This is a genomic window from Gluconobacter aidae, from assembly GCF_009547075.1.
GTDB classification, from domain to species: domain Bacteria; phylum Pseudomonadota; class Alphaproteobacteria; order Acetobacterales; family Acetobacteraceae; genus Gluconobacter; species Gluconobacter aidae.
The window spans coordinates 68,769-91,707 of sequence record NZ_WIPH01000005.1 but is presented as its reverse complement, the minus strand read 5'-3'; the positions used below and the strand labels follow the sequence as shown (position 1 = coordinate 91,707).

Here is a 22,939-nt window from a genome sequence, read left to right as displayed (position 1 = left end):
CTTTGTCTGAATTGAGGCGTATTCGCACGCTGCACACTCGAGAGACTGAAATTTCATAAAGTTAATGCGCGACCGTATGAAGTGGGAATGATAATGTTAGGCGCAAGACCACTTCAGACCGTCTGAATGTGGTCGGTCTTTATTCTGTTATGGAGCTTCGTTTCCAGATGCGCTTTTTTAATCTGTCTCTGATCGCCGCCGTTTCTGCTCTGGCTCTGACGGCCGCGCCGGCATTCGCCGATCCGGCCACGACGGCAGCCCCTGCCGCCCCTGCCGCTGAAGCTCCTGCTGCCCCGGCCACCACGGAAGCGGCTCCGGCCACTCCTGCGGAAGCCGCTCCGGCTGCTGCAACCGAGACGTCCACGAAGAAGCACCACGGCAAGAAGCATCACCACAAGCACCGGCACCACAAGAAGACGTCCGCTCCCACGGATGCCACGACGTCTGACGCCGCGCCCTCAAACTGAGGGATCTCCGCCGGCTCTTCTGACGGGCCACGGAACTTAAAAAGGGGTCTGCTCATGGCAGCCCCCTTTTTTGTGCTCTGGTCTTCTCCCGCAAGCCACAAGGGCTTACGGAAGGACCGCATCAGTAGCGGTCGAGCGACAGGTCGAGGGACGGAATGGCTGTCTGGCGGCTGGAGATCTGGTCCGCGACGATCTGGCCGGAGCCTGCCGCCATCGTCCAGCCCAGCGTGCCGTGGCCGGTGTTGAGCCACAGATTGCCATAGCGCGGGGAGGGGCCGACGATCGGCGTGCCGTCCGGCGTGCAGGGACGCAGGCCCGTCCAGTATTTCGCGGACGAAAGATCGCCGCCGCCATACATTTCGCTGAAGGACAGTTCCAGCGTCTCGCGACGGTCCGGGCTGAGACGCAGGTTGAAGCCATTCAGCTCCGCCGTGCCGCCGATGCGGATGCGGTCGCCCAGGCGCGTGATGGCGACCTTGTATGTCTCGTCATTGACGGTCGAGACGGGGGCGCGGCTTTCATCCGTGATCGGCATGGTCAGGGAGTAGCCCTTGACCGGATAGATCGGCAGACGCAGTTCCAGCGGCTTGAGGAAGCGGGGGGAGTAGCTGCCGAGCGCGAGGACATAGCGGTCGGCGGTCATGCGGCCGGCGCTGGTGCGGATGCTCACGATGGCATCGCTGGCGGCTTCCAGAGCCTCGATCGTGACGCCGAGATGGAACTTCACGCCCTTGTCTTCAGCCATCCTGGCCAGACGACGGGTGAAGAGATGCGCATCGCCGGTCTGGTCGCCCGGCAGCAGCAGACCAGCCTTGAGCAGGTGTCGCGCATGGGCGAGTCCGGGCTCGCGGGCGAGGATTTCGTCCACGGTCAGCAGCTTGTGCTCGACGCCGCTTTCGGCCAGCAGACGCATGTCTTCGGCGGCGTATTCGACCTGGCTGTCCGTGCGGAAAAGCTGGATCAGGCCCTTCTGGGCGCCGTCATAGGTGATGCCGGTCTCGGCGCGCAGAGCGTCCAGACGGTCGCGGGCGTATTCCGCAATCCGCAGCATCCGGCCCTTGTTGATGTCATAGGCCTTTTCCGTACAGTTCATGAGCAGTTCGCCCATGAAGCGGAACATGGCCGTATCGAAGCGCGGCCGGATCACGAGTGGGCTGTGCTTCTCGAACATCCACTTCGCGGCCTTGAGCGGCAGACCCGGCATGGCCCAGGGGGTGGAATAGCCCGGAGAGACCTGACCCGCATTGGCAAAGGACGTTTCCAGGCCCACACCCGGCTGGCGGTCGATGACTTCGACTTCGTGGCCTTCCTGAGCGAGATACCAGGCCGTTGTCACGCCGATGACGCCGGCGCCCATAACGATGACTTTCATATCTGTCCTGCTGTGTTGTCGTTCGTGAAACCGCCCTGAAGCCATGAAAGTCAGCTCAGCGCTGCGAAAAAACTGTTCCGTCCTGCTTTGTCAGCCCGGCACACCCTTGCTGGTCGAATATTCGAAATGCAGGGCCGTGTCGGGATGGACGATCGCATGGATGGCATGGGCCGCCATGGCGCCTTCGGAGAAGCCCTGGAGGATCAGCTTCAGCTTGCCCGGATAGGTCGCCACGTCTCCGATCGCGAAAATGCCCGGCGTGCTGCTCTCCAGCGTAGCCGGGGTGACGGGGACGGTGTTGCGATGTGTGTCCAGTCCCCAGAGCGCGATTGGCCCCAGATCGGTGGACAGACCATAGAACGGCAGAAGCGCATCGGCTTCGATATGGCGGGATGTGCCTTCAAGCGTGGTGACTTCTACGGTCGAGAGCACACCGTCCGTGCCATGCAGGGCATGGAGCTGATAGGGCACGACCTTCTCGATCTTGCCAGCCGCAATCTGCTGTTCGATGCGCGAAAGCGTCTCGGGCGCGCCGCGGAAGCGGTCCCGGCGATGCAGAAGATAGACCTGCGCGGCCACTTCGGAGAGGGACAGAGCCCAGTCCAGCGCGGAATCGCCACCGCCTGCAACCACGACGCGCTTGTCTGCGAAGTCGGCGCGTTTTTTGACGTAATACTGCACGGCCCCCGTGCGCTCATAGGCTTCAAGCCCGTCGAGCGGCGGACGATTCGGCCCGAATGCACCAGCACCGGCGGCGATGATGACGGCCTTCGCGGTGATGACGTCGCCGCGTGCGGTCTTCAGCGTGAACGCCCCGCGCTGACCTTCCAGCGTCTCAACCCGCGAGCCCAGCAGGCGGGGTACGTCGAACGGTGCAATCTGCTGTTCGAGCGCCTCGATCAGTGCGCCGCCTTCGATGGCGGGATGAGCCGGGATATCGTAGATCGGTTTTTCCGGATAGAGCGCCGCACATTGTCCGCCTACGCTGTCGAGCGCGTCGATCAGGACGCAGGACAGCTTGAGCATGCCACATTCGAATGCGGCGAAGAGGGCGGTCGGACCGGCGCCGACAATCGCGACATCGGTGGTCAGGGTCTGAGGTGCAGTCGTCATGATCTGTTTCATAATCGGTTTGAAGAGGTTGGGGTAGGGCATTGAAGGCACGATATGCGTTTGTAATTCAGGACCTCAGAGGCCTCGGCGGCACTGAACGCTCGACCTGTGCCGTCATGAACGGGCTGGTCCGGCAGGGCTGTGAGGTGCGTCTGGTGGAACTCGTCGGGGCGGGGGCTCCGGCCTTTCCGCTGTCGCCCGAAATCGCCGTCTCGTGCCTGTTCGACCGGCCGGTGAAGATTTTCAATTCCTGGTTCCGCATTGTCTGGCGGCTGTCGCGTCTGCTGAAACGGGAGAAGATCGACACGTTGGTGGTCGTGGAGTCCACCCATGCACTTTATGGCGTGGCAGCGGCACGGCTTGCGGGTGTGCGCTGCGTAGTGTGGGAGCATTTCAACTTCAACGTGACGCTGAACCGTCGCAAGCGCGTCTGGGGCCGGCAGATCGCCGCGCGCTGGGCCGATGATGTGGTCGTCCTGACGCAGCGGGATACGGCTCTGTGGCGTGAGGGGACGACGGTGCGGGCGCGTCTGACCGCCATTCCGAACATGGCGCCGCGCGTGACGGACAGGCCCTATCCCGGAGCGTCCCGTCTGGTTCTGGCGGCGGGACGCCTGACCGAGCAGAAGGGCTACGACCTGCTGCTCCGGGCCTGGCGGATCGTCGAGCAGGACCCGCGGAGCGTGGGCTGGGAGCTTCTGATTCGCGGTGACGGGCCCGACTACGATGCCCTGCTTCAGCAGGCGCAGGGTCTGCATCATGTGACGATCGCGCCCGCAACCGGGGGCATTGATGCCGATTATGCCCGGGCCGCGCTTTTCGTGGCGTCTTCGCGATATGAGGGCCTGCCAATGGTGCTGCTCGAAGCCATGGCGGCGGGCGTGCCGGTCGTGGCGTTCGATTGTGAGACCGGGCCGGCTGAAATCGTGCGCGATTGTGAGACCGGTTTTCTGGTACCGCCCGAAGAGCCCGAGGCGTTGGCTGTTGCCCTGCTGGAACTGATGGGTGCCCCTGAACAGCGTCAGCGCATGTCCGCCAAAGCCCGTCAGCGGGCGGCGGAGTTTCAGGAAAGCCCTGTCATGGCGCGGTGGAAGACGCTTCTTCAGCACATATCCGGCTGAACGGGCTCAGATGTTCCCTAAACGTGCTTGCTGGCTCGGGGCAGTCGGGCCACATTGGGGCTCATGCAGATACGCCTCGATGACCAGCTTGCGACCGAAACTCTGGCGGCCCTGATTGCCGATCGCTGTGCGCCCGGAGACTGCCTTGCGCTCTCGGGGGGCTTGGGGGCGGGGAAAAGCACGTTCGCCCGGGCATTCCTGCGCCATCTGGCTCAGGACCGGCAGATGGAAGTTCCTAGTCCCAGCTTCGCGCTCGTTCAGCCTTACGAGACGCCGAAAGGGGCGGTGCATCACTATGACCTGTGGCGGCTGGACGGGCCGGATGCGCTGTATGAACTGGCCTGGGACGAGGCGTGCGAGGGCATCATGCTGGTCGAATGGCCGGAACGGGCCGGGGACCTGCTGCCCGAAGGCGCGCTGCATCTCACCTTCGCTCCCGGAGACGGCGAGGACTCCCGCGTCGTGGATCTGACAGGCTGGCCTGAAAAGCGCCTGACAGGACTGCACCCATGAGCGGCGTCGTCACCATCGCGGGCACGGAGCCGTTTCTGGATCGGGTCGCTCAGGAATGGCTTGAGCGGGACCCGGCGGCCGGAACGGATGGCCCCGGCCTGATCCTCGTTCCCAGCCGTCGCGCTGGCCGTGCGCTGATGGAAGCGTTCCTGCGGGTTCTGGACACGCAGGCCGCACTCCTGCCGCGCATCGTCGCGATTAATGACGTGGATGAGGATGCGCTGGCGTCCATCGGGATCGATGTCGTTCTGCCGCCCGCCGTGGAGCCGCAGCGGCGTCTGGCTGTGCTCTCGATGCTGATTCTCCAGACGCCGCTCGTGAGCGTCGGCGTGGATAGCACCAAGGGGATCGACCGCGCCTGGCCGCTCGCCAAGGCGCTGGCGGATCTGATGGACGAGGCCGAGCGCAGCGGCGTCGATCTGGCCGAACGCCTGCCGGATGCGGTGGAGGAGCGCTTTTCCGATCACTGGCAGCAGACGCTGAAATTTCTGGAAATCGTCACCGCCGTCTGGCCGAAATGGCTGGAGGAAGAGGGGCTGTGCAACCCGGTGGCCCGGCAGATCGCGCGGCTGAAAGCACAGGCGCGGGCCTGGGCGGAAAAACCGCCGTTCACCCCCGTCTGGGGGGTGGGTTTCGCGGATGGGTCGGCGGCAGTGTCGGACGTGCTGGCCGTGGTGGCGCGGCTTCCCGCCGGGCTCGTGATTCTGCCGGGTGTGGATCTGGGCATGGCGGACGAGATCTGGGCCGATCTGCCGCCGTCGCATCCGCAGGCGGGTCTTAAGGAAATCCTGACCGATCTGGGCCTGTCCCGCGAAGAACTGACGGATTGGGATGGTGGCCGGGATCGTGGGCGCGAACTGATGCTGCGCGAAGTCCTGCTGCCGGAACACGGGATCGGGCACTGGGGACAGGACAGCCGCCCCCGTGATATCGATGGCCTCTCCATCCTTCCCGCGCAGGACCAGCAGCAGGAGGCGCAGGCCATCGCCCTGATCCTGCGCGATGTCGTCTCCGAAGCCGGGAAAACCTGCGCGCTCGTCACGCCGGACCGGGCTCTGGCGCAGCGCGTGGGGACGGAGCTTCTGCGCTTTGGCATTCATGCCGATGACAGTGCGGGCGAGGCCCTGTCCCAGACGCCGGCCGCCGTATTCCTGCGTCTGATCGCGACTGCCGCCGAAGCGCGTCTGTCCCCGGTGGCGCTTTTGTCCGTGTTGAAACATCCGCTCGCCGCTCTGGGGCGCACGCCGGGCGACTGCCATGCCTCTGCCCGGCGTCTGGAACGGCTCCTGCTGCGTGGGCCTGCTCCCGCGCCGGGCATCGCGGGTCTGAAAGCCGCGCTGCACGAATACACAAAGAAGAGACATGCGCCCGATCACGGCGCCAGCGCGGACGCCCCCGACGAGCCGGAAGGCCCAGCCGCTTTCATCGCACGGATCGAGCAGGCTTTTGATCCGCTCCTGTCCATCGAGGGCGCTATCCCTCTGCCGGAACTACTCGAACGCCTGATCCACACGGCGGAAGCTCTGGCCGCCACGGCGGATGAACTGGACGCCCCTGAAGACGAACCGCGCCATCCGGGGGCGCGTCTGTGGCTTGGCGAGGACGGCGAGGCCCTCTCGAGGCATCTGGCGGCGCTGATCGTCAATACCGGCATCTTTCCGCCGCAGCGCCTGACGCATCTGGATTCGTTTCTCAACACGTCGATGGCCGGACAGATGCTGACGGGCTTGCGCGCGCATCGGGGCGGCGTGGAACTTTCGCATCCGCGCGTCTCGATCCTCGGTGTGCTGGAAGCGCGGCTTCTGGCGTTCGATGTCGTGGTTCTGGGCGGGCTGAACGAAGGCGTCTGGCCGCCTGCGACTGATCCGGGTCCTTGGCTGAGCCGTCCAATGCGGGTGCGGGTTGGTCTGCCCTCTCCGGAGCGACAGACGGGTGTGAGCGCGCATGATTTTGTCTCGACCATTCTGGCGTCAAAGGAAGTCGTGTTCGCCAGTTCGACCCGGCGGGAGGGTGCGCCCGGTGTTCCCGCGCGCTGGATGGTGCGGATGAATGCGTTTCTGGAAGGGCGGTGCCAGAAGCTGCCAGAGCATCCTGCGCTGTACTGGCAGCGCTGTCTGGATCAGCCGCTCGCCGGTGCTGAAGCCGTGGCACCCCCCGAACCGCGTCCCCCCGTCGCCCTGCGCCCGCGCGGCCTCAGTATCACCGAGATCGAGACCTGGATGTACGATCCGTATGCGATCTATGCCAAGCATGTTCTGAAACTCCGGGCGCTCAGGCCACTGGAGGAAGGGGCGGAACACGCGGATTTCGGCATGATCGTGCATGATGCGATGGAACGCATGCTGCGGGACTTCCCCGAGCGCTGGCCCGCCAATGCGAGCATTATTCTGCGCCGTGTGTTTGCCGAGGAACTGGACAAGGCGAACATGCGTCCGGCCCTCGTGAACTGGTGGGGGCCGCGTCTGGCCCGGATTGCGAACTGGGTGGCGGAAAAGGAAGCCGCCTACCGTCTGGACATGGAAGATAGTGGTCCGGCGAAGGGGCGGTTTGTGGAAGTGACGGCGTCTTTCCGCCTTGAAGCCGCTTTCGCGCCTTTCGAGCTTCGCGGTCGGGCGGACCGGATTGATATTGGCGCGGATGGTCTGGCGACGGTCTTCGATTACAAGACCGGCCAGCCGCCCAGCGGCAAGCATGTCGCGGAAGGCTGGTCAGTCCAGCTCGTGCTCGAAGGTGCGCTTCTGGCGAAAGGCGCGTTCAGGGACGTTCCGTCCGTGGAGACGAAGAAGCTGCTCTACTGGCACCTGACGGGCGGGGACGATCCGGGCAGGGAAAGCGAAGTGCCCGGTTCACGCTCCGGTACGGATGCGCCGACCCTGATTGCCGAGGCCATGGAAAAACTCCGGACCCTCGTGGACGAATACGACACTCCCGATCAGCCCTACCGCTCCCAGCCCTGGGCCGGGCATGTGCCGCGCTATACCGACTACGCGCAGCTTGCCCGCGTGGATGAATGGCGTGCGGCCTATGCGGAAGGAGAGGGCGAATGAACGACATGCCGCCTGTGACGCACTCCGGTACACGTCCCATTACCCGTGACGAGGTCATTGCCGCCGCCGATCGCACGCAGCGTCAGGCGTCCGATCCGCGCGCTTCGGTGTTCGTCTCGGCTTCCGCGGGTTCGGGCAAGACCAAGCTGCTGATCGACCGTCTGCTGCGGCTCATGCTGCCGCTTTACGTCCAGACCGAGGACGGGGACACCGTTCTGGCCGATGGCGCGCATCCCTCGCGTATCCTGTGCCTGACCTATACCAAGGCCGCCGCCGCCGAGATGGCTAACCGGCTTCAGCAGAAGCTCGGACTCTGGGTCTCGCTGCCGGATGCGGCGCTGGGGGCGGAGCTTGAAAGCCTCGACGCTCCCAACACGGACGAAACCCGCCGTCGTGCCCGCGCCCTGTTCCTGTGTGTGCTCGATCTGCCGGGCGGCCTGCGGATCGAGACGATTCACGCCTTCTGTCAGTCGCTGCTGCGGCGTTTTCCGCTGGAAGCCTCGGTCGATCCACATTTCACGCTGATGGAAGACACTGACACCACACTGGCATTGCGTGAAGCGATGGAAGACGGGCTGGCCCGTTCGCCTGAACTGGCGGCCGATGTGGCCGGAACGGTGGGGCTGGATCGTTTCTTCCAGCGCATTCGCGCGCTGAATATGGAGGAAAGCCGCGCCCGGCCATTGCTGGAACGCTGGGCCACCCTGCCGGACAGCGTGGTCAGTGCCTATCGCAAGGCGCTGAAAGCCGGGCAGCAGAGCCTTGAGGATCTTGAAAACCTTGCCTGCCAGCCGCCGAAGGAAGATGACCTGCGGACTGGACTGCGGGATGTGCTTGGACTCGTGACGACTGCCGCTCGCGGCAATGTCGAGCAGATGCTGGTCTGGCTTGGGACGGAACCGGCTGAACGTGTGCCGGTCGTCTGGGCGAAATGTCTGCTGACGGACAAGGGAACTGTGCGGCAGATGAACCGGATCGTCGCCAAGAAGGCGCAGGAAGCCGTTCCGGGCATTGTGCCTTTGCTGGAGGACGAAGCGCAACGTCTTCTGGATCTTCTGGCCAGCCTCAAGAGTGCGCGCCTTGTTCTGCTGAACCGTGCCCTGCTGGGTCTGGCCGCGCCGATGCTGACGGCGTTTCAGGACGGCAAATCCGCCCGTGGTCTGGTGGATTACAACGATCTCATTCAGGAAACCCGCAACCTCCTGCGTGATCCGGGCGCGGCCTGGGTACTGTACAAGCTCGATGGCGGCATCGACCACCTGCTGCTGGACGAAGTGCAGGACAATTCCGGCCTGCAATGGGAAATCGCCGGCGCGCTGACCTCCGAGTTCTTTGCGGGCGAGGGCGCATGGGAGATGGGGCCGCGTCCGCGCACGATCTTTGCGGTGGGTGATTACAAGCAGTCGATTTACGGGTTTCAGGGCGCCCAGCCGGAAGAGTTTCACCGCTGGCGTCACGAATTTTCCAGCCGGGTCCGCAATGCCGGTCTGCTGTGGCGCGATCCGGAACTGAACGTGTCTTTCCGTTCGGTTCCACCCGTCCTGTCTTTCGTGGACGCGGTGTTTTCCCAGCCACTGGCCGCGCATGGTCTGTTGCAGGAAGGCGAAAAGATGCTCCGTCCACATGTCTCGGCGCGTCCGGGGCAGGGAGGGCGTGTGGAACTCTGGCCGCTTGTCCCCGTCGTTCAGGGCGAAGATGATGACGAGGGTCTCACGCCATGGCGCGCGCCTTCCGCCAATACCGGACAGCGCAGCGCGCCGCAGCGTCTTGCTGAAGCCCTTGCGGAATGGATCGACCGGCAGATCGGGCGTCCACCCCAGCCAGGGCAGGCGCCTCTGACCGCAGGCGATGTGCTGATCCTCGTTCCCCGGCGCTCGCCATTCCTGCGTTCGCTGGTCCGGGCCCTGAAATCGCGCAATGTGCCAGTCGCGACGCTGGTCCGGGTCGGGCTGACGCAGCAGGTCGCGGTCCGTGATCTCATGACGCTCTGTGCGGCTCTGCTCCTGCCGCAGGATGACCTGACTCTGGCTTCCGTCCTTACATCGCCGCTCGGTGGGTTGACGGACGACTCGCTGATGGCGCTCGCCACCCGCGATGGCACGGCGCATGCCCTCGGCCCGAAAGGCCAGCCGCTCTGGACTGTTCTGCGCGAACGGCATCGGGAGCGCGAGGACTGGCGCGCGGCGTGGGACATGCTGTCCACGCTCTATGCACGCGTCGATTATGCCTCGCCCTATCGGCTTCTGGCCGAAACGCTGGGCCAGCATGGGGGGCGCACGCGACTGCTGCGTCGTCTGGGGCCGGAAGCTGCTGAACCGGTGGATGAACTGCTGACGGCGGCCCTACGCTATGAAGGGCTGCATCCGCCGTCGCTTCAGGGCTTTTTGCACTGGCTCGAAGCCAGCGAGATTACCAGCAAACGCGAGGCCGAGAGCGATCTGGGAGCCGTTCGCATCATGACGGTTCATGGCTCCAAGGGGCTTCAGGCGCGTCTGGTCGTCATGCCGGACACGACATCCAAGCCGCCGCCAGGCAGCGATTTCCTGTGGGAAGAGGCGGGGGCCTTCGAACTTCCGCTCTGGGTTCCGAAAAAGGACATGGGTACGGACGTTACGACCGCTCTGTCTGAACGTGACGCCGAAAAATCCCGCGCCGAGAGCAACCGCCTGCTTTACGTCGCCCTCACCCGCGCCAGTGACTGGCTGGTGATCTGCGGCGCTGCGGGCAAGCGCGAACCTGTCGAGACAAGCTGGTATCGGCAGTGTGAGGCCGGGTTCCGGCAACTGGCCAATGCCCGGTCTGAACCGATGGATCTGGGTTGGGAGGGCGAGCGGCTCGTGCTGGAAGAGGAGCGCACACTTGCTCCGGTTGCTTTCCAGCCCGGATCGGCCGAACCGCCCTGCGCAACGCTGCCAGACTGGATGGGGCGTGCGCCGGACTGGAAACCGTCCATTGCCCACCGTGAAGATGCCATGACCCGCCCGCTCGCGCCGAGCCGTCCGGATGGGGCGGAGTTCGGCGAACTTCCGGCCGCGCGGTCGCCTCTGGAGCTTCTGGCCGGTCGTCCAACGCCGGTCCGCGAACAGGCCATGCGGCGCGGCACCATGATTCATCGTCTGCTCCAACTCCTGCCCGAAACTCCGGCGGCGGAGCGTGAGGCCGTGGCCGTGCGCTGGCTGTCCCGCCGGGCACTTGGCCTGACGGAACCTGAAATTGATCGTCTGGCCAGGCAGGTCCTCGGTGTCCTGTCCCATCCCGACCTTGCGCCGCTTTTTGCGCCCGGAAGCCGCGCGGAGCAGCCGATTTCCGGTGTCAGCGACGGACGGGTCGTGCTTGGGCAGGTGGATCGTCTGCGGATCGGGGACGGGCGGATCTGGGTCTGTGACTACAAGACGAATCGCAATCCCCCTCTGCGGGCTGAGCGCACCCCCGTCGCTTATCTGCGGCAGATGGCGGCCTATCGTGCCGTGCTGGCGCAACTTCATCCCGGCTACGACATTCACTGTTCTCTGGTCTGGACGGAAGGACCGGCCGTTGTCACACTTCCGTCCTGGCTGCTGGATCAGGTCCACCCCGGAGCTTGATGCAGATCAAAAGTCCCTTGCAGTGAAGGGCAGGGCAGCCGATATCCGTTCTCAGAAACATCATTCGCCACAAGGAATACCCTCATGAGCGCAAATACCGTCGCCGTCAGCGACAGCAGCTTCGAAGCCGACGTCCTGAAGTCCGAAGGTCCGGTTCTGGTCGATTTCTGGGCGGAATGGTGCGGCCCGTGCAAGATGATCGCTCCGGCGCTTGAGGAAATCGGTGCCGAGTATCAGGGCCGTCTGAAGGTTGCGAAGGTCAATATCGACTCCAACCCGGAAGCCCCGACGAAGTATGGCGTCCGTAGCATCCCGACGCTGATCGTCTTCAAGGACGGCAAGCCGGTGGCCCAGCAGATGGGCGCGCTGCCGAAGAGCCAGCTCAAGGCCTGGATCGACCAGTCCCTCTGATTGACCCGGAATAACGGGTAAGGGAAGGACAGTCAGGGGGCGTGGTCACGGTCCTGCGCTTTGTGTAGGATCGTTTCATGCGCTCGAAAGCTCCGACCTTCCCGACCCCCGTTCTCCTGACCTCCAGTGAGGAGGTGGCCCGTATCTGCGAAAAACTGCAGAACGAGCCTTTCGTGACCATAGATACGGAGTTCGTCCGGGAACGGACCTACTGGCCCGAACTCTGCCTTGTCCAGCTTGCCGGAACCGAGGACGTTGTCCTGATCGACACGCTGGCTCCCGGCATCGACCTTGCCCCTCTTGGAGTGCTTCTGGCCAAGCCGGACTGCACCAAGGTCTTTCATGCCGCCCGGCAGGACCTTGAGATTTTCCTGCATATTTTTGATCGCCTTCCGGTCTCGGTTTTCGATACGCAGGTTGCTGCCATGGTGGCCGGTTTCGGCGATCAGGTTGGCTATGACAGTCTGGTTGGCGCAATCACCGGCCGCAGCATCGACAAGGCGCACCGTTTCAGTGACTGGTCGGCCCGTCCGCTCAGCGCGGCGCAGCTCGCCTATGCCGCTGCCGACGTCACCCATCTGCGGACGGTCTATGCTGCGCTGCGTAAGCAGCTTGCCGAGCAGGACCGTCTGCACTGGGCCGACTCCGAACAGGCCATTCTGACGGAAGAAAAAACATTCCGTCCAGATCCCCGTCGCCTGTGGGAAAAGCTCAAAGCCCGCACCAGCAATCGCCGGATGCTCGGGATCCTGCGCGAAGTCACCGCCTGGCGCGAACAGGAAGCGCAGAACGCTGACATTCCCCGCCAGCGCGTCATCCGTGATGAAAGCCTGCTGGAAATCGCAGCCGTCCATCCCGATACGGTCGAGGCTCTCTCCCGTATCCGGGGCGTGACCAGGGGGTTTGCTGAAGGCAGGATGGGCAAAGGTCTGCTCGAAGCGATCCGTATCGCCCAGGAGCTTCCGGAGTCCGAACTCCCCAAGGCTCCCTCCAAATCCGATCGTCCACGGCCGTCTGCGGCTCTTGTGGCCCTTCTGCGGGTTCTGCTGGCCGCCAAGTGCGAGGAGCACAAGGTGGCGCCCCGTCTGGTGGCCTCCTCGGATGATCTGGACCTGATCGCTCTTGGCGAAACCGATGTCGGTGCGTTGAAAGGCTGGCGTCGTGAGCTTTTCGGTCTGGATGCTCAGGCGCTGGTCCGTGGAGAAATCGCTCTGGCCGTTGTGAACGGTCTTGTGGAGCTTCAGCACGTCTCGGAAGCAGTCGTTTAAGAACCGCCTTCGACGTGACAGGGAGTTTCTGGTAAGAAACCTCCCGAAGATGTTCCGGGTCCGGTGGGCCGGGACTGCAAATCAACAGCATATCGGGCCAGCCCAGGCACCGAAGCGGGACAGGGAAACGAACATATGGAGTGGACGGACGAGACGATCGCCAGACTTCGCGATCTGTGGAGTCAGGGACTTTCGACCGCCGAAATCGGCCGCCAGCTCTCCATCACCAAGAACGCGGTCGTCGGCAAGGCGCATCGTCTGGGCCTGCCGCCCCGCCCGTCTCCCATCCGCAACCGCAAGGTCCAGGACGGTGAAGCAGGTACGACGGAAGCCATTCCCCGCCGTAAAAGCCCTTCTCGTGCCAAGGCCGCCGAGCCTGCGGCAGTGGATCTGCTCGTGGACAAGAATGCGGGCCCCTCCAGGGCGCCTGCGAATGTTGCGGAGAAGGCGGCAGAAAAGCCCGCTCCAGTGCGCAAAGCGCCTTCCCTCGTTCCGGAAGCCGCGCAGCCGGCGCCTCCGGTCACCTCCGTGTCACGCTCTCTGCCGCCTGCCGCCAAAGAACCTGTCGCAGCCCGTCGGGAGCCTGCTGTGGCCCCCAGGCCCGAACCTCGCGTTGCTCCCGCGCCGCGTCCGGCCATGCCGCCCCGCTTTTCCACCGCTGGTATCGACCGCCCGACCCGCCGTGGCCCGTCCTGTTGCTGGCCTATCGGCGATCCCGGTACGCCGGGTTTCCATTTCTGCGGTGCGACGCCGCTTCCTGGGAAGCCGTATTGTGCCGAACATGCGGCTATTGCCTATGTAAAGATCCGCGATCGACGCGACTGACAAGGCCCACGAGCCCGAAAAGGCCGCCCTCCCATCGGAGAGGTGGCTTTTTTTATGGCCGCAGACTGGAAAAGGCTTCACATCCTGTTCGCGAAAGCAAGCCATGACAACCATGCACCGCGATCTGCGATGGCAGGAGATCCGCGACGGATCAAAGTGTCAAGTCTTTGAAAACAGGGGAGAATGGTGCTGCTGGACAGGATTGAACTGTCGACCTCTCCCTTACCAAGGGAGTGCTCTACCACTGAGCTACAGCAGCGTACCGTTGCCTTGGCGCGCTTCGTAACGGGTCAGCGCGCCAAGCGCAAGCCTTAATCGTCCCGGTGGACCTTTTCCATGCGCTCGTGGCGTTCCTGAGCGTCGATGGACAGGGTCGCGATCGGGCGCGCTTCAAGGCGTTTCAGGCCGATCGGCTCTCCCGTCTCTTCGCAGAAACCGTAGCTTCCGTCATCGATACGTTCGAGGGCCATATTGATCTTGGTGATCAGCTTGCGCGCACGGTCACGGGTGCGGAGCTCGAAGGCCCGGTCCGTTTCGACGCTGGCACGGTCGGTGATGTCTGATTCATGAATTCCGCCTTCCGAGAGACTCGCAAGGGTTCCATCCGCCTCTTTCAGCAGATCCAGACGCCAGCGCAGAAGCTTCTGCCTGAAGTACTCGACCTGAAGCGGGTTCATGAACTCTTCATTGTCGGAGGGTCTATAATCCGGCGGCAGCGTAATCATGCGCATCCAATCCCTGGCTGATCTGCCAGCGTCCGCTTCCAACAGCCGCAGGCGATAACGCGCGGCTTATAGCTATCCCAGCCGCATCCGCCAACCCCGAGCATGCTTTGCCGGTTTGTCGGAAAGCGCGGAAATCCGCGTCTCTGTTAGCGGTTTCTTTACCCAGTGTGCCCATCCTCAATACCCGAGCCCCCCAGACCTGCCTTGCAGGCATCAGGATACCGCCCGTCGCCCATGCGCTTTTTCACGCAATTTCCGTTCTTTATTCAGACCCTGACGCAGCGACTAATCGCATTCGTCTGTGTCGGGTTGCTGCTCCTGCCAGGCTTTACCTTGGCTGCCAGCGTTCGCATCAAGGACATCACGGATATGGAAGGTGTCCGGAGCAACCAGTTGATCGGTTATGGTCTGGTGGTGGGCCTGAACGGAACGGGCGACCGGCTGACCAATACGATTTTCACGCGCGAAACCCTGATTTCCATGCTGAACCGTCTGGGTGTGAACATCCGCGATCAGGAAACCCAACTCCAGACGCATGACGTAGCCGCTGTCATGGTGACGGCCGATCTTCCGGCTTTCGTTCATGGGGGTAACCGCATCGATGTGACCGTCTCGGCTGCGGGTGACGCGTCTTCCCTGACAGGCGGAACGCTTCTGGTGACCCCGCTGATGGCCGCTGACGGTGAGGTCTATGCCGTTGCTCAGGGCTCTCTGGCGACCAATGCGTTCTCGGCTCGCGGCGCGGCTGCATCTATTACCCGCAACGTGCCGACCAGCGGACATATCGCCAATGGCGGGATCGTCGAACGGGAAGTGCCCTTCGACCTCAGCCATCGTGCGAACCTGCATCTGAGCCTGCGTAACCCCGATTTCACGACGGCGAGCCGGATCGCGGCCATCATCAACCGGACCTTTGGACCGATTGCAATCGTTCAGGATCCACGGACAGTCCTGCTGGATCTGAGCAATCATGATCCTGTTTCCACGCTCTCGCGAATCGGTGATCTGCTGGTAACGCCTGATACGCCGGCCAAGGTGGTCGTGGACGAAGCCAGTGGAACCATCATCATGGGGGCGGATGTCCGGATCAGCACCGTTGCCGTGGCGCAGGGCAACCTGACGGTTCAGGTGACGGAGACGCCCCAGGTCTCCCAGCCAGGGCCATTCTCCGGCGGTCAGACGGCTGTCGTGCCCCGTACGAACGTCAAGGTGGATACGGGCAAGACCCATCATCTTGCCGTCGTCCCGGGGGGGACCACACTCCGGGAGCTTGTTTCAGGGCTGAATGCGCTGGGAGTAGGACCAAGAGACATGATCAGCATTCTGCAGGCCGTCAAGGCCGATGGCGCCCTGCAGGCAGAACTGGAGATGCGTTGATGACAGTATCCTCGACCACCGCCACGGTATCGCAGGGATTGCCACTGCACGGGCAGAAGGCAGATCCGGCCAAGACCCTGAAGTCGGCTCAGAGTTTCGAGTCGATGGCCATCAACCAGATGCTTCAGCCCATGTTCGCCACGGCTGAAGAGAGCGACAGCATGTTCAGTGGGGGGGCAGGGGAAAAACAGTTCCGGCCCATGCTGGTGGAACAGATCGCCAAGCAGATGGAAAATAACGGTGGAATAGGCCTGACGGACGCGATTGACCGTCAGATGCTGGCCATGCAGGAGCAGAAATGAGCGCTTCCATTATTCCGGCCATGCAGCGGCTGATCGCTATTCTCGAAGCGGAAAATTCTGCACTGGAAGAGGCACGGATTCCGGATGCCTTGGCTCTGCTTCAGGAGAAACAGGATGCAGCTAGAAAACTGGGGCAGGAAGTTTCCGCGGCCAATGACCGCAGGGAGAATCTCTGCCCGTGCTGCCCGGAGGACGACGGGACTGTTGCGCGGGAAGACTCGCCAGCCTTTCCATATCGCGATCTGCTGGCACAGATGACGGAACTGGGCAATCGCAATGGCGAGCTTCTGCAAAGGGCCATTACAGCCCAGAAGCGCGTCATCGAACTGCTGGCATCCACGCCAATGACGGCTCAGCCGCAAAACTACGGCAACCAGGGAGGATATGCCCCCGTGACTGACAGGCCGGCCCTGTTTGTCAGTAAGGTCTGAGCTTCGGGGTCAGTCTTCGGCGAGTACCTGATGACTGACTTTGACCCGTCCCACGCGCCGGCGATCCATTTCCAGCACCTCGAACAGCCAGCCTCCGAATGCTACCTTGTCGCCCCGGGCGGGAACGCGCCGCAGAAGCGCCAGCATCACGCCGCCAAGGGTATGATACCCGCCGGCGCCCGGCAGTTCCGGCAGGTCGAGACGAGAGCGCAGTTCATCTGCCGGCATGAAGCCGTCGAAAATATATTCGTCTTCGCCTTCAGCCGCCTGAAGCTCTGAAGATGACGATTCGGTCTTTTCCTCACCGACGATGGCTTCGAAAACGTCCGAGGGGGTCACGATGCCTTCGAAGGAGCCGTATTCGTCCAGGACGAAGGTGATGCCGAGATTGACTCCCCGCATACGCTCGATCATGTCCTGGGCGGTGAGGCTGTCCGGAATGACCGGCGGCTCACGCAGGACCGCATCGACGGAAACCGGAAGCTTCAGAAGCAGCCGGTCCATCATGTCCTTGGCCAGAATCACACCGACGGGATGGTCGACGTCTCCCTCACAGACGACAATCCGGGCATAGGAAGACTGGCGTAATTTGCGGACCAGCGTTTCCTGATCCGCATGTCTGTCGATCCAGAAAAGCTCGTTGCGGGGGGTCATGATGGCGCGGACGGGGCGGTCTGCCAGGCGCAGAAGGCGCTCGATCATGGCCTGCTCGTCGGTTTCGAGAACGCCTGCGCGGGCGCCTTCGGCCAGAACGGCTTTCAGTTCTTCTTCTGTTACCGCTGCGCGTGTCAGGGGGCCGACACGGAGCAGGCGGAGCACCAGTGAGGACGTGCCGCTGAGCAGCCAGACAATCGGCTGGGCGATCCGGGCCACGCCGACCAGCAGCCATGCCAGTCGTGAGGCAATGGCTTCCGGCTGCTGCAATGCGATCTGTTTGGGAATGAGTTCACCGAAAACCAGCATGGCGAAGGTGATCATCGCCACGACCAGCACGATCGAGACTTCGCTCGCAATCGGACGAAGCGAGGGAATATTGGCGATCCATGCCGTGACGGTACTTTCCATCTGGCTGCCGCCAAACGTACCTTCAAGGATGGAAACCAGCGTCATGCCCACCTGAACGGTCGGCAGGAAGCTGTGCGGATCTTCTGCCAGCCGGATTGCGGTCGTGGCCCCCCGGACTCCCTGCCTGGCCAGTACGTCCAGCCGTGGCCGCTTTGCCGAGATGAGTGCCATTTCTCCCATGGCAAACACGGCATTGAGGAAAATGAGCAGACAGATAACGAGGATAGGGGTCAGCATGATCCGGCCAGAATAATGAAGACACAATCATAACAGGACGACTGACGGATGCCATGCCCTTGATTGTGCCGCCGCAGAGGAAAGACTTTCCCCATAAAAAAACCGGCTCACGAAGAGCCGGTTTTCTGTTTCGCCCCCAGGAGAAAACGGGTTCTCAGTCTGCTGCGTCAGCCACATCCGAAACCGTGTTGGCCGGACGGCCATTCACGCGGACGCGGGGACCGCGGGCCGGCTTGGCGCCCGTGGAGATCCGCTCCATCTGCTGCTGGACCTGCTCCTCATAGCCGTATTCGGCCGGGCGCTGGTTGGCGAGCGAGATTTCCGGGACCATCGGCTTTTCGGTTTCCGGTCCGAACAGGGCCACCTTGGCGATATGCCAGGGACGCGCGACGGCATCCATGACGGCGGTGGATTCGTAACCGGAATGCACCATGCAGTCAGCGCATTTCTCGTAAGCGCCGGTGCCGTACTGCTCCCAGGCCGTATCGTCCATCAGTTCCTTGAAGGTCTTGGCATAACCCTCGCCAAGCAGATAGCACGGACGCTGCCAGCCGAAGACCGTGCGAAGTGGCTTGCCCCACGGCGTGCAGTGATAGTTCTCGTTGCCGGCCAGGAAGTTCAGGAACAGTGGAGACTGCGTGAAGCGCCACTTCTTGCCCTTGCCGAGGCGGAAGATGTCGCGGAACAGCTGCTTCGTCTTCTGGCGGTTCAGGAAGTGTGCCTGATCCGGTGCGCGCTCATAGGCATAGCCCGGAGCGGTCATGATGCCGTCCACGCCCATCGCCATGACTTCGTCGAAGAAAGCTGCCACGCGCTCGGGGACCGCACCGTCGAACAGGGTGCAGTTGATGGACACACGGAAACCACGGGACTTTGCAAGACGGATTGCTGCGGTCGCACGCTCGAAAACGCCTTCCTGACAGACGGAGGCGTCATGCATGAGCTGGTCGCCATCCAGATGTACGTCCCAGGAGAAGAAGGGGGAAGGCTCGTAATCGTCGAGCTTCTTCTCCAGCAGCAGCCCATTCGTGCACAGGTAGACGTATTTTTTCCGCCCGATCAAACCTTTGACGATCTGGGGCATTTCCTTGTGCAGGAGAGGCTCGCCACCGGCGATGGCGATGACGGGGGCACCGGCTTCCGTGTCGGCATCCAGGCATTCCTGAAGGCTGAGACGCTGGTTCAGGATTTGCGCGGGATAGTCGATCTTGCCGCAGCCGGCGCATGCCAGGTTGCAGCGGAACAGCGGTTCGAGCATCAGGACCAGCGGATAACGCTTGCGGCCCGTGAGGTGCTGCTTGACAACGTACCGTCCGACTCGGACAGCCTGCATCAAAGGAACGGCCATTATAATCCTCTGGTTCTAGCCACCGGAAGGTGCGTCCATAGGGCGCCCGGGGCCTTGCACATCGTGGATGGCCCGTGGCTGTCTTCCCTGTCCCGGCTCCGGAAAGGCGGGAAACATGAAGGGCCATTGGGCATAAGATTGACTGCCTATAGACCCATTGTCGTGTTCGCCTCAATGTCAGGCTGCATAATTCGCATCAGGGCTGTGGCTAATCGAGCACAGATCGCTCTATGGATGCCAGAACTTGTTACAGGAGCTTGATACAGTGTGTCATGAACCTGATCTCTACGCACGGAACTGTCTACAGGACGAAAGCACGATCATGATTTGCCGTTTTTCCCCGAAAGTGACCCGGTCCCTTCTGTCCGCCTGCCTTCTGACGGGGCCTGTCGCCCTGACGGCGCTTGCCCCCGCCGCCCTGGCCCAGACGGCCGTCATGGCGGCGCCGGCTGATTCGACATCCGCGGTGGCGCCGATCTTGTCTCTGTATGACGCCCTGAAAGCGGCCCAGAAGACGGGAAAGACCGCCCGGCAGCGTGCGACGATGATCGCCCCGGCCGTAGATCGTGCCTTTGACCTCGAAGCGATTCTCCGCCGTTCGGTCGGTGTGCGCTACAACAACCTGAGCCCGTCCGACCGGACCCGTCTTCTGGGATCGTTCCGCCAGTTCACGATTGCCCGGTACGCCTCTTCGTTCAAACCTGAAGCCCAGGCGGCATTCACGGTGTCTTCGCAGACCCGGCCCAGTCCGACCGGAGGCCAGATCGTCGATACGACGATTGGCGGTATGGATGGCGGGGAGGTCACTCCGATCGACTACATCATGACGAATGGCGCGTCCGGCTGGCGGATTACCGATGTTCTGCTCAATGCCCATATCAGTCAGGTCGCTGCCCAGCGCGCCGATTTCGGCGGGGCTCTGAGCCAGGGTGGCGCCAATGGTCTGGCCGATCATCTGGACAGCAAGACTGCCCATTTCCTGCATGACTGAGTCCGCACCCGCGACCGCACCCTTTCCCAAAAATGTTCGGGAAGGCTAGAAGACCGTCGTGCCCTTACCTCTTACGATCGCGGCCGGTTTCTGCGCCCTTGTTTCCGCCGCCGGCAATCTGCAGGCGCTGGCGGGCGCAACCCTGCTCGCACGGTTCCGTCGGACGGAGCGCAGAGCGGATGACGCCCTGCGCCTGTCGGACCGGACCTGGCCTTCAGTCACGGTTCTCAAGCCGCTGCATGGCAATGAGCCGCTGCTGGAGGATGCGCTGGAAAGCGTGTTCACGCAGGACTACCCGGATTTCCAGATTGTCTTCGGCGTTCAGGACAGGGAAGATACCGCCCTAGCCGTCATTGAGCGCCTTCGGGCGCGTCATCCGCGGATTCCCGCCAGCGTGGTGGTTGATCCGCAGGAACACGGTCCGAACCGCAAGGTCGGAAATCTGATGAACATGTACGGCGAAGCCCGTCATGACATTATCGTGATTTCCGACTCCGATATTCACGCCAGTCCCAACTATCTGCGTCACGTGGTGACGAGTCTGGAAGAGCAGGGGACGGGTCTGGTCACGACATTGTATGCAGGGCGTCCGGCCACAGGCACGCTCGTGCAGCAGCTTGGCGCCTGCCAGATCAATCATAACTTCCTGCCCGGCGTCATGATGTCCCGTTTTCTGGGGCGTCAGGACTGTCTTGGGGCCACGATGGCCCTGCGGCGTCAGACCCTTGAGGAGATCGGCGGCCTTGAGGCGCTGGTCGATCATGTGGCTGACGATGCCGAACTGGGCCAGCTTATCCGGGCGCGGGGTGAGACCATTACCATCGCGCCGACCCTGACCCACACGACTGTGGGCGAACATTCACTCAGTGAACTGCTGGCCCATGAGCTGCGGTGGGGGCGGACCGTCAAAAATGTCGCTCCCGTCGGCTATGGACTGTCCGCCATCCAGCTTCCCCTGTTCTGGGCCGTGACGGCTGTCCTGTTCCGTCCGAACGCCTGGTGGACATGGTTCATGCTGCTTCTGACATGGCTGGTGCGCGCCATCGGAAGCCGCATCATGGATCGTGCCACGGAGTGCCCGCTCCCGGCCGCAATCCCGCTCCTGGTCGTCCGTGACTGGCTGTCCGCGGCCATTATGGTGGGCAGTGCGCGCGGATCACGCGTTGCATGGCGGGGCAGAACGGTCCATATCGCCCGAAGAAAACGTAATTCCGCGTCCTGCGCCCCCTCGCTCCAGGCCGGCGCCACCCACAGGAGTGTCCGATCATGATGAGAACCCTTTTTCTCCAGCCTCCTTCCTTCGACGGCTTCGATGGCGGCGCTGGCTCCCGCTACCAGGCGAAGCGTGAGATCAAGTCCTTCTGGTATCCGACATGGCTGGCTCAGCCTGCCGCGCTCGTTCCCGGATCGCGCCTGATCGATGCGCCGCCGGCCAAGATGGGCATGGATCCCATTCTCGAAGACGTGAAGAACCGTGATCTCGTCGTCATGCACACCTCCACGCCGTCCTTTGCATCCGACGTGCGCGTCGCCCAGATGCTCAAGGATGCGAATCCCAAGCTGATGATCGGCATGGTGGGCGCGAAGGTTGCCGTCCAGCCTACGGAGAGCATGGAGAAAGGCGGCCCGATCGATTTCGTGGCCCGCAACGAGTTCGACTTCACCATCAAGGAAATCGCCGAGGGCAAGCCGCTCGCTGAAGTGGACGGCATCACCTGGCGCAACGAGAAGGGTGAGATCATCGCGAACAAGGATCGCGCGATGATCGAGGACATGGACAGCCTGCCGTTCGTGACCGAGGTCTACAAGCGTGACCTGAACATCAACGACTACTTCATCGGCTATCTGAAGCACCCCTACATTTCGATCTATACGGGCCGTGGCTGCAAGTCGCGCTGCACGTTCTGCCTGTGGCCGCAGACGGTTGGCGGGCACCGCTACCGGACTCGCAGCCCCGAGCATGTGGCTGCCGAAGTGCGTCTGGCCAAGCAGTACTTCCCGGAAGTGCAGGAATTCATGTTCGATGATGACACCTTCACGGACGACCTGCCGCGCGCGGAAGCCATTGCCCGTGAAATGGGCAAGCTCGGTGTCACCTGGTCCTGCAACGCCAAGGCGAATGTTCCTTACGAGACCCTGAAGGTTCTCAAGGAGAACGGCCTGCGCCTGCTGCTGGTTGGCTATGAGAGCGGCAACCAGCAGATCCTGCACAACATCAAGAAGGGCATGCGCGTCGAGACCGCCAAGGAATTCACGCGCAACTGCCACAAGCTGGGCATCAAGATCCACGGGACCTTCATCGTCGGCCTGCCGGGTGAGACGAAGGAGACCATCCAGGAGACGATCGAGTTCGCCAAGGAAATCAACCCGCATACCCTACAGGTTTCCCTGGCCGCGCCGTATCCGGGCACGTTCCTGCACAAGCAGGCGACGGAAAACGGCTGGCTGAACGAGGCGGAAGCCGAACTGATCGATGAGAGCGGCGTGCAGATCGCTCCGCTGCACTACCCGCATCTGTCGCATACGGAAATCTTCGAGAGCGTCGAGGAATTCTATCGCAAGTTCTACTTCCGTGGCTCCAAGATCGCCTCGATCGTCAACGAGATGGTCCGCAGCCCGCAGATGATGAAGCGTCGTCTGCGCGAGGGCGTGGAGTTTTTCCAGTTCCTCAAGGACCGTCACGCCGCCTGAACAGTGCGCGTTTGACCGGATACTACCCAGGGGCCATGGCAGATGTCGTGG

Annotated in this window: 19 protein-coding genes and 1 tRNA gene; 14 read left to right on the top strand and 6 right to left on the bottom strand. The window is 62.8% G+C overall.

The window, feature by feature from the left end; translation table 11 throughout:
- Positions 1 to 167 precede the first annotated feature (167 nt).
- Complete coding sequence (locus GFJ39_RS04075) at positions 168 to 467, top strand: hypothetical protein (protein ID WP_228391787.1); 300 nt, start codon at positions 168 to 170, stop codon at positions 465 to 467.
- A 121-nt stretch (positions 468 to 588) separates the two neighbouring features.
- Here GFJ39_RS04075 and GFJ39_RS04070 read toward each other — a convergent pair whose 3' ends face one another.
- Positions 589 to 1,839 (bottom strand): D-amino acid dehydrogenase, encoded by a 1,251-nt coding sequence (locus tag GFJ39_RS04070; protein WP_153430044.1) that lies wholly within the window; start codon positions 1,837 to 1,839, stop codon positions 589 to 591.
- Positions 1,840 to 1,929: 90 nt separating this feature from the next.
- On the bottom strand, positions 1,930 to 2,952 hold the full coding sequence (locus GFJ39_RS04065; RefSeq protein WP_062508074.1) for an NAD(P)/FAD-dependent oxidoreductase: 1,023 nt from the start codon (positions 2,950 to 2,952) through the stop codon (positions 1,930 to 1,932).
- A gap of 41 nt (positions 2,953 to 2,993) precedes the next feature.
- Here GFJ39_RS04065 and GFJ39_RS04060 point away from each other — a divergent pair, with 41 nt between their 5' ends.
- The 7 genes from GFJ39_RS04060 to GFJ39_RS04030 all read left to right on the top strand — a co-directional run bounded on the left by GFJ39_RS04060 (position 2,994) and on the right by GFJ39_RS04030 (position 13,721).
- The gene (locus GFJ39_RS04060; protein WP_153430042.1) at positions 2,994 to 4,073 is read left to right on the top strand and encodes a glycosyltransferase family 4 protein; all 1,080 of its coding nucleotides are present in this window, start codon (positions 2,994 to 2,996) and stop codon (positions 4,071 to 4,073) included.
- 63 nt (positions 4,074 to 4,136) lie between these two features.
- Entirely contained in the window at positions 4,137 to 4,586 is a 450-nt protein-coding gene (tsaE, locus tag GFJ39_RS04055; RefSeq protein ID WP_153430040.1) for a tRNA (adenosine(37)-N6)-threonylcarbamoyltransferase complex ATPase subunit type 1 TsaE, read from the top strand.
- Entirely contained in the window at positions 4,583 to 7,633 is a 3,051-nt protein-coding gene (addB, locus tag GFJ39_RS04050) for a double-strand break repair protein AddB (protein WP_153430038.1), read from the top strand. The genes tsaE and addB overlap by 4 nt, the downstream gene beginning before the upstream one ends.
- Positions 7,630 to 11,217, top strand: coding sequence for a double-strand break repair helicase AddA (addA, locus tag GFJ39_RS04045; RefSeq protein WP_153430036.1), 3,588 nt, complete (start codon positions 7,630 to 7,632; stop codon positions 11,215 to 11,217). Before addB ends, addA begins: the two co-directional genes overlap by 4 nt.
- 84 nt (positions 11,218 to 11,301) lie before the next feature.
- On the top strand, positions 11,302 to 11,628 hold the full coding sequence (gene trxA, locus GFJ39_RS04040) for a thioredoxin TrxA (RefSeq protein ID WP_011252202.1): 327 nt from the start codon (positions 11,302 to 11,304) through the stop codon (positions 11,626 to 11,628).
- Positions 11,629 to 11,705: 77 nt separating this feature from the next.
- On the top strand, positions 11,706 to 12,896 hold the full coding sequence (gene rnd / locus GFJ39_RS04035; RefSeq protein ID WP_153430034.1) for a ribonuclease D: 1,191 nt from the start codon (positions 11,706 to 11,708) through the stop codon (positions 12,894 to 12,896).
- 135 nt (positions 12,897 to 13,031) lie between these two features.
- Positions 13,032 to 13,721: a GcrA family cell cycle regulator gene (locus GFJ39_RS04030; RefSeq protein WP_153430032.1), complete on the top strand. Its 690-nt coding sequence runs from the start codon at positions 13,032 to 13,034 to the stop codon at positions 13,719 to 13,721.
- A 184-nt stretch (positions 13,722 to 13,905) separates the two neighbouring features.
- On the opposite strand, the gene GFJ39_RS04025 is transcribed toward GFJ39_RS04030, so the two are convergent.
- Together GFJ39_RS04025 and dksA are read right to left on the bottom strand one after the other, a co-directional pair.
- Positions 13,906 to 13,980 (bottom strand) — tRNA-Thr (locus tag GFJ39_RS04025).
- A gap of 52 nt (positions 13,981 to 14,032) precedes the next feature.
- Positions 14,033 to 14,446, bottom strand: coding sequence for an RNA polymerase-binding protein DksA (gene dksA, locus GFJ39_RS04020; protein WP_041112617.1), 414 nt, complete (start codon positions 14,444 to 14,446; stop codon positions 14,033 to 14,035).
- Positions 14,447 to 14,680: 234 nt separating this feature from the next.
- Here dksA and GFJ39_RS04015 point away from each other — a divergent pair, with 234 nt between their 5' ends.
- Genes GFJ39_RS04015 through GFJ39_RS04005 form a run of 3 tightly spaced genes read left to right on the top strand, consistent with a single transcriptional unit; the run spans position 14,681 to position 16,556 of the window.
- On the top strand, positions 14,681 to 15,823 hold the full coding sequence (locus tag GFJ39_RS04015) for a flagellar basal body P-ring protein FlgI (RefSeq protein ID WP_153430030.1): 1,143 nt from the start codon (positions 14,681 to 14,683) through the stop codon (positions 15,821 to 15,823).
- Entirely contained in the window at positions 15,823 to 16,125 is a 303-nt protein-coding gene (locus GFJ39_RS04010; RefSeq protein WP_194263861.1) for a rod-binding protein, read from the top strand. Before GFJ39_RS04015 ends, GFJ39_RS04010 begins: the two co-directional genes overlap by 1 nt.
- On the top strand, positions 16,122 to 16,556 hold the full coding sequence (locus GFJ39_RS04005; RefSeq protein WP_153430028.1) for a flagellar protein FlgN: 435 nt from the start codon (positions 16,122 to 16,124) through the stop codon (positions 16,554 to 16,556). Before GFJ39_RS04010 ends, GFJ39_RS04005 begins: the two co-directional genes overlap by 4 nt.
- A 9-nt stretch (positions 16,557 to 16,565) precedes the next feature.
- Here GFJ39_RS04005 and GFJ39_RS04000 read toward each other — a convergent pair whose 3' ends face one another.
- Both GFJ39_RS04000 and hpnH read right to left on the bottom strand, forming a co-directional pair.
- On the bottom strand, positions 16,566 to 17,858 hold the full coding sequence (locus GFJ39_RS04000) for a hemolysin family protein (RefSeq protein WP_153430026.1): 1,293 nt from the start codon (positions 17,856 to 17,858) through the stop codon (positions 16,566 to 16,568).
- A gap of 154 nt (positions 17,859 to 18,012) precedes the next feature.
- Positions 18,013 to 19,206: an adenosyl-hopene transferase HpnH gene (gene hpnH, locus GFJ39_RS03995; RefSeq protein WP_011252194.1), complete on the bottom strand. Its 1,194-nt coding sequence runs from the start codon at positions 19,204 to 19,206 to the stop codon at positions 18,013 to 18,015.
- Positions 19,207 to 19,528: 322 nt separating this feature from the next.
- Here hpnH and GFJ39_RS03990 point away from each other — a divergent pair, with 322 nt between their 5' ends.
- The 3 genes from GFJ39_RS03990 to hpnJ are packed head-to-tail and all read left to right on the top strand — an operon-like array spanning position 19,529 to position 22,888.
- Complete coding sequence (locus GFJ39_RS03990) at positions 19,529 to 20,197, top strand: ABC transporter substrate-binding protein (RefSeq protein WP_153430024.1); 669 nt, start codon at positions 19,529 to 19,531, stop codon at positions 20,195 to 20,197.
- Positions 20,198 to 20,255: 58 nt separating this feature from the next.
- Positions 20,256 to 21,467: a bacteriohopanetetrol glucosamine biosynthesis glycosyltransferase HpnI gene (gene hpnI / locus GFJ39_RS03985; RefSeq protein WP_325062824.1), complete on the top strand. Its 1,212-nt coding sequence runs from the start codon at positions 20,256 to 20,258 to the stop codon at positions 21,465 to 21,467.
- Positions 21,464 to 22,888, top strand: coding sequence for a hopanoid biosynthesis associated radical SAM protein HpnJ (gene hpnJ / locus GFJ39_RS03980; RefSeq protein WP_153430022.1), 1,425 nt, complete (start codon positions 21,464 to 21,466; stop codon positions 22,886 to 22,888). The genes hpnI and hpnJ overlap by 4 nt, the downstream gene beginning before the upstream one ends.
- Positions 22,889 to 22,939 lie beyond the last annotated feature (51 nt).

Excerpts from the sequence above, each read along its gene's own strand:
- dksA (WP_041112617.1), bottom strand. The coding sequence starts at position 14,446 with ATGATTACGCTGCCGCCGGATTATAGACCCTCCGACAATGAAGAGTTC.
- trxA (WP_011252202.1), top strand. The coding sequence starts at position 11,302 with ATGAGCGCAAATACCGTCGCCGTCAGCGACAGCAGCTTCGAAGCCGAC.
- GFJ39_RS04075 (WP_228391787.1), top strand. The coding sequence starts at position 168 with ATGCGCTTTTTTAATCTGTCTCTGATCGCCGCCGTTTCTGCTCTGGCT.
- GFJ39_RS04070 (WP_153430044.1), bottom strand. The coding sequence starts at position 1,839 with ATGAAAGTCATCGTTATGGGCGCCGGCGTCATCGGCGTGACAACGGCC.
- GFJ39_RS03990 (WP_153430024.1), top strand. The coding sequence starts at position 19,529 with ATGATTTGCCGTTTTTCCCCGAAAGTGACCCGGTCCCTTCTGTCCGCC.
- addA (WP_153430036.1), top strand. The coding sequence starts at position 7,630 with ATGAACGACATGCCGCCTGTGACGCACTCCGGTACACGTCCCATTACC.
- GFJ39_RS04000 (WP_153430026.1), bottom strand. The coding sequence starts at position 17,858 with ATGCTGACCCCTATCCTCGTTATCTGTCTGCTCATTTTCCTCAATGCC.
- GFJ39_RS04010 (WP_194263861.1), top strand. The coding sequence starts at position 15,823 with ATGACAGTATCCTCGACCACCGCCACGGTATCGCAGGGATTGCCACTG.
- GFJ39_RS04030 (WP_153430032.1), top strand. The coding sequence starts at position 13,032 with ATGGAGTGGACGGACGAGACGATCGCCAGACTTCGCGATCTGTGGAGT.
- addB (WP_153430038.1), top strand. The coding sequence starts at position 4,583 with ATGAGCGGCGTCGTCACCATCGCGGGCACGGAGCCGTTTCTGGATCGG.
- hpnJ (WP_153430022.1), top strand. The coding sequence starts at position 21,464 with ATGATGAGAACCCTTTTTCTCCAGCCTCCTTCCTTCGACGGCTTCGAT.
- tsaE (WP_153430040.1), top strand. The coding sequence starts at position 4,137 with ATGCAGATACGCCTCGATGACCAGCTTGCGACCGAAACTCTGGCGGCC.
- GFJ39_RS04065 (WP_062508074.1), bottom strand. The coding sequence starts at position 2,952 with ATGACGACTGCACCTCAGACCCTGACCACCGATGTCGCGATTGTCGGC.
- GFJ39_RS04005 (WP_153430028.1), top strand. The coding sequence starts at position 16,122 with ATGAGCGCTTCCATTATTCCGGCCATGCAGCGGCTGATCGCTATTCTC.
- rnd (WP_153430034.1), top strand. The coding sequence starts at position 11,706 with ATGCGCTCGAAAGCTCCGACCTTCCCGACCCCCGTTCTCCTGACCTCC.
- GFJ39_RS04015 (WP_153430030.1), top strand. The coding sequence starts at position 14,681 with ATGCGCTTTTTCACGCAATTTCCGTTCTTTATTCAGACCCTGACGCAG.
- hpnH (WP_011252194.1), bottom strand. The coding sequence starts at position 19,206 with ATGGCCGTTCCTTTGATGCAGGCTGTCCGAGTCGGACGGTACGTTGTC.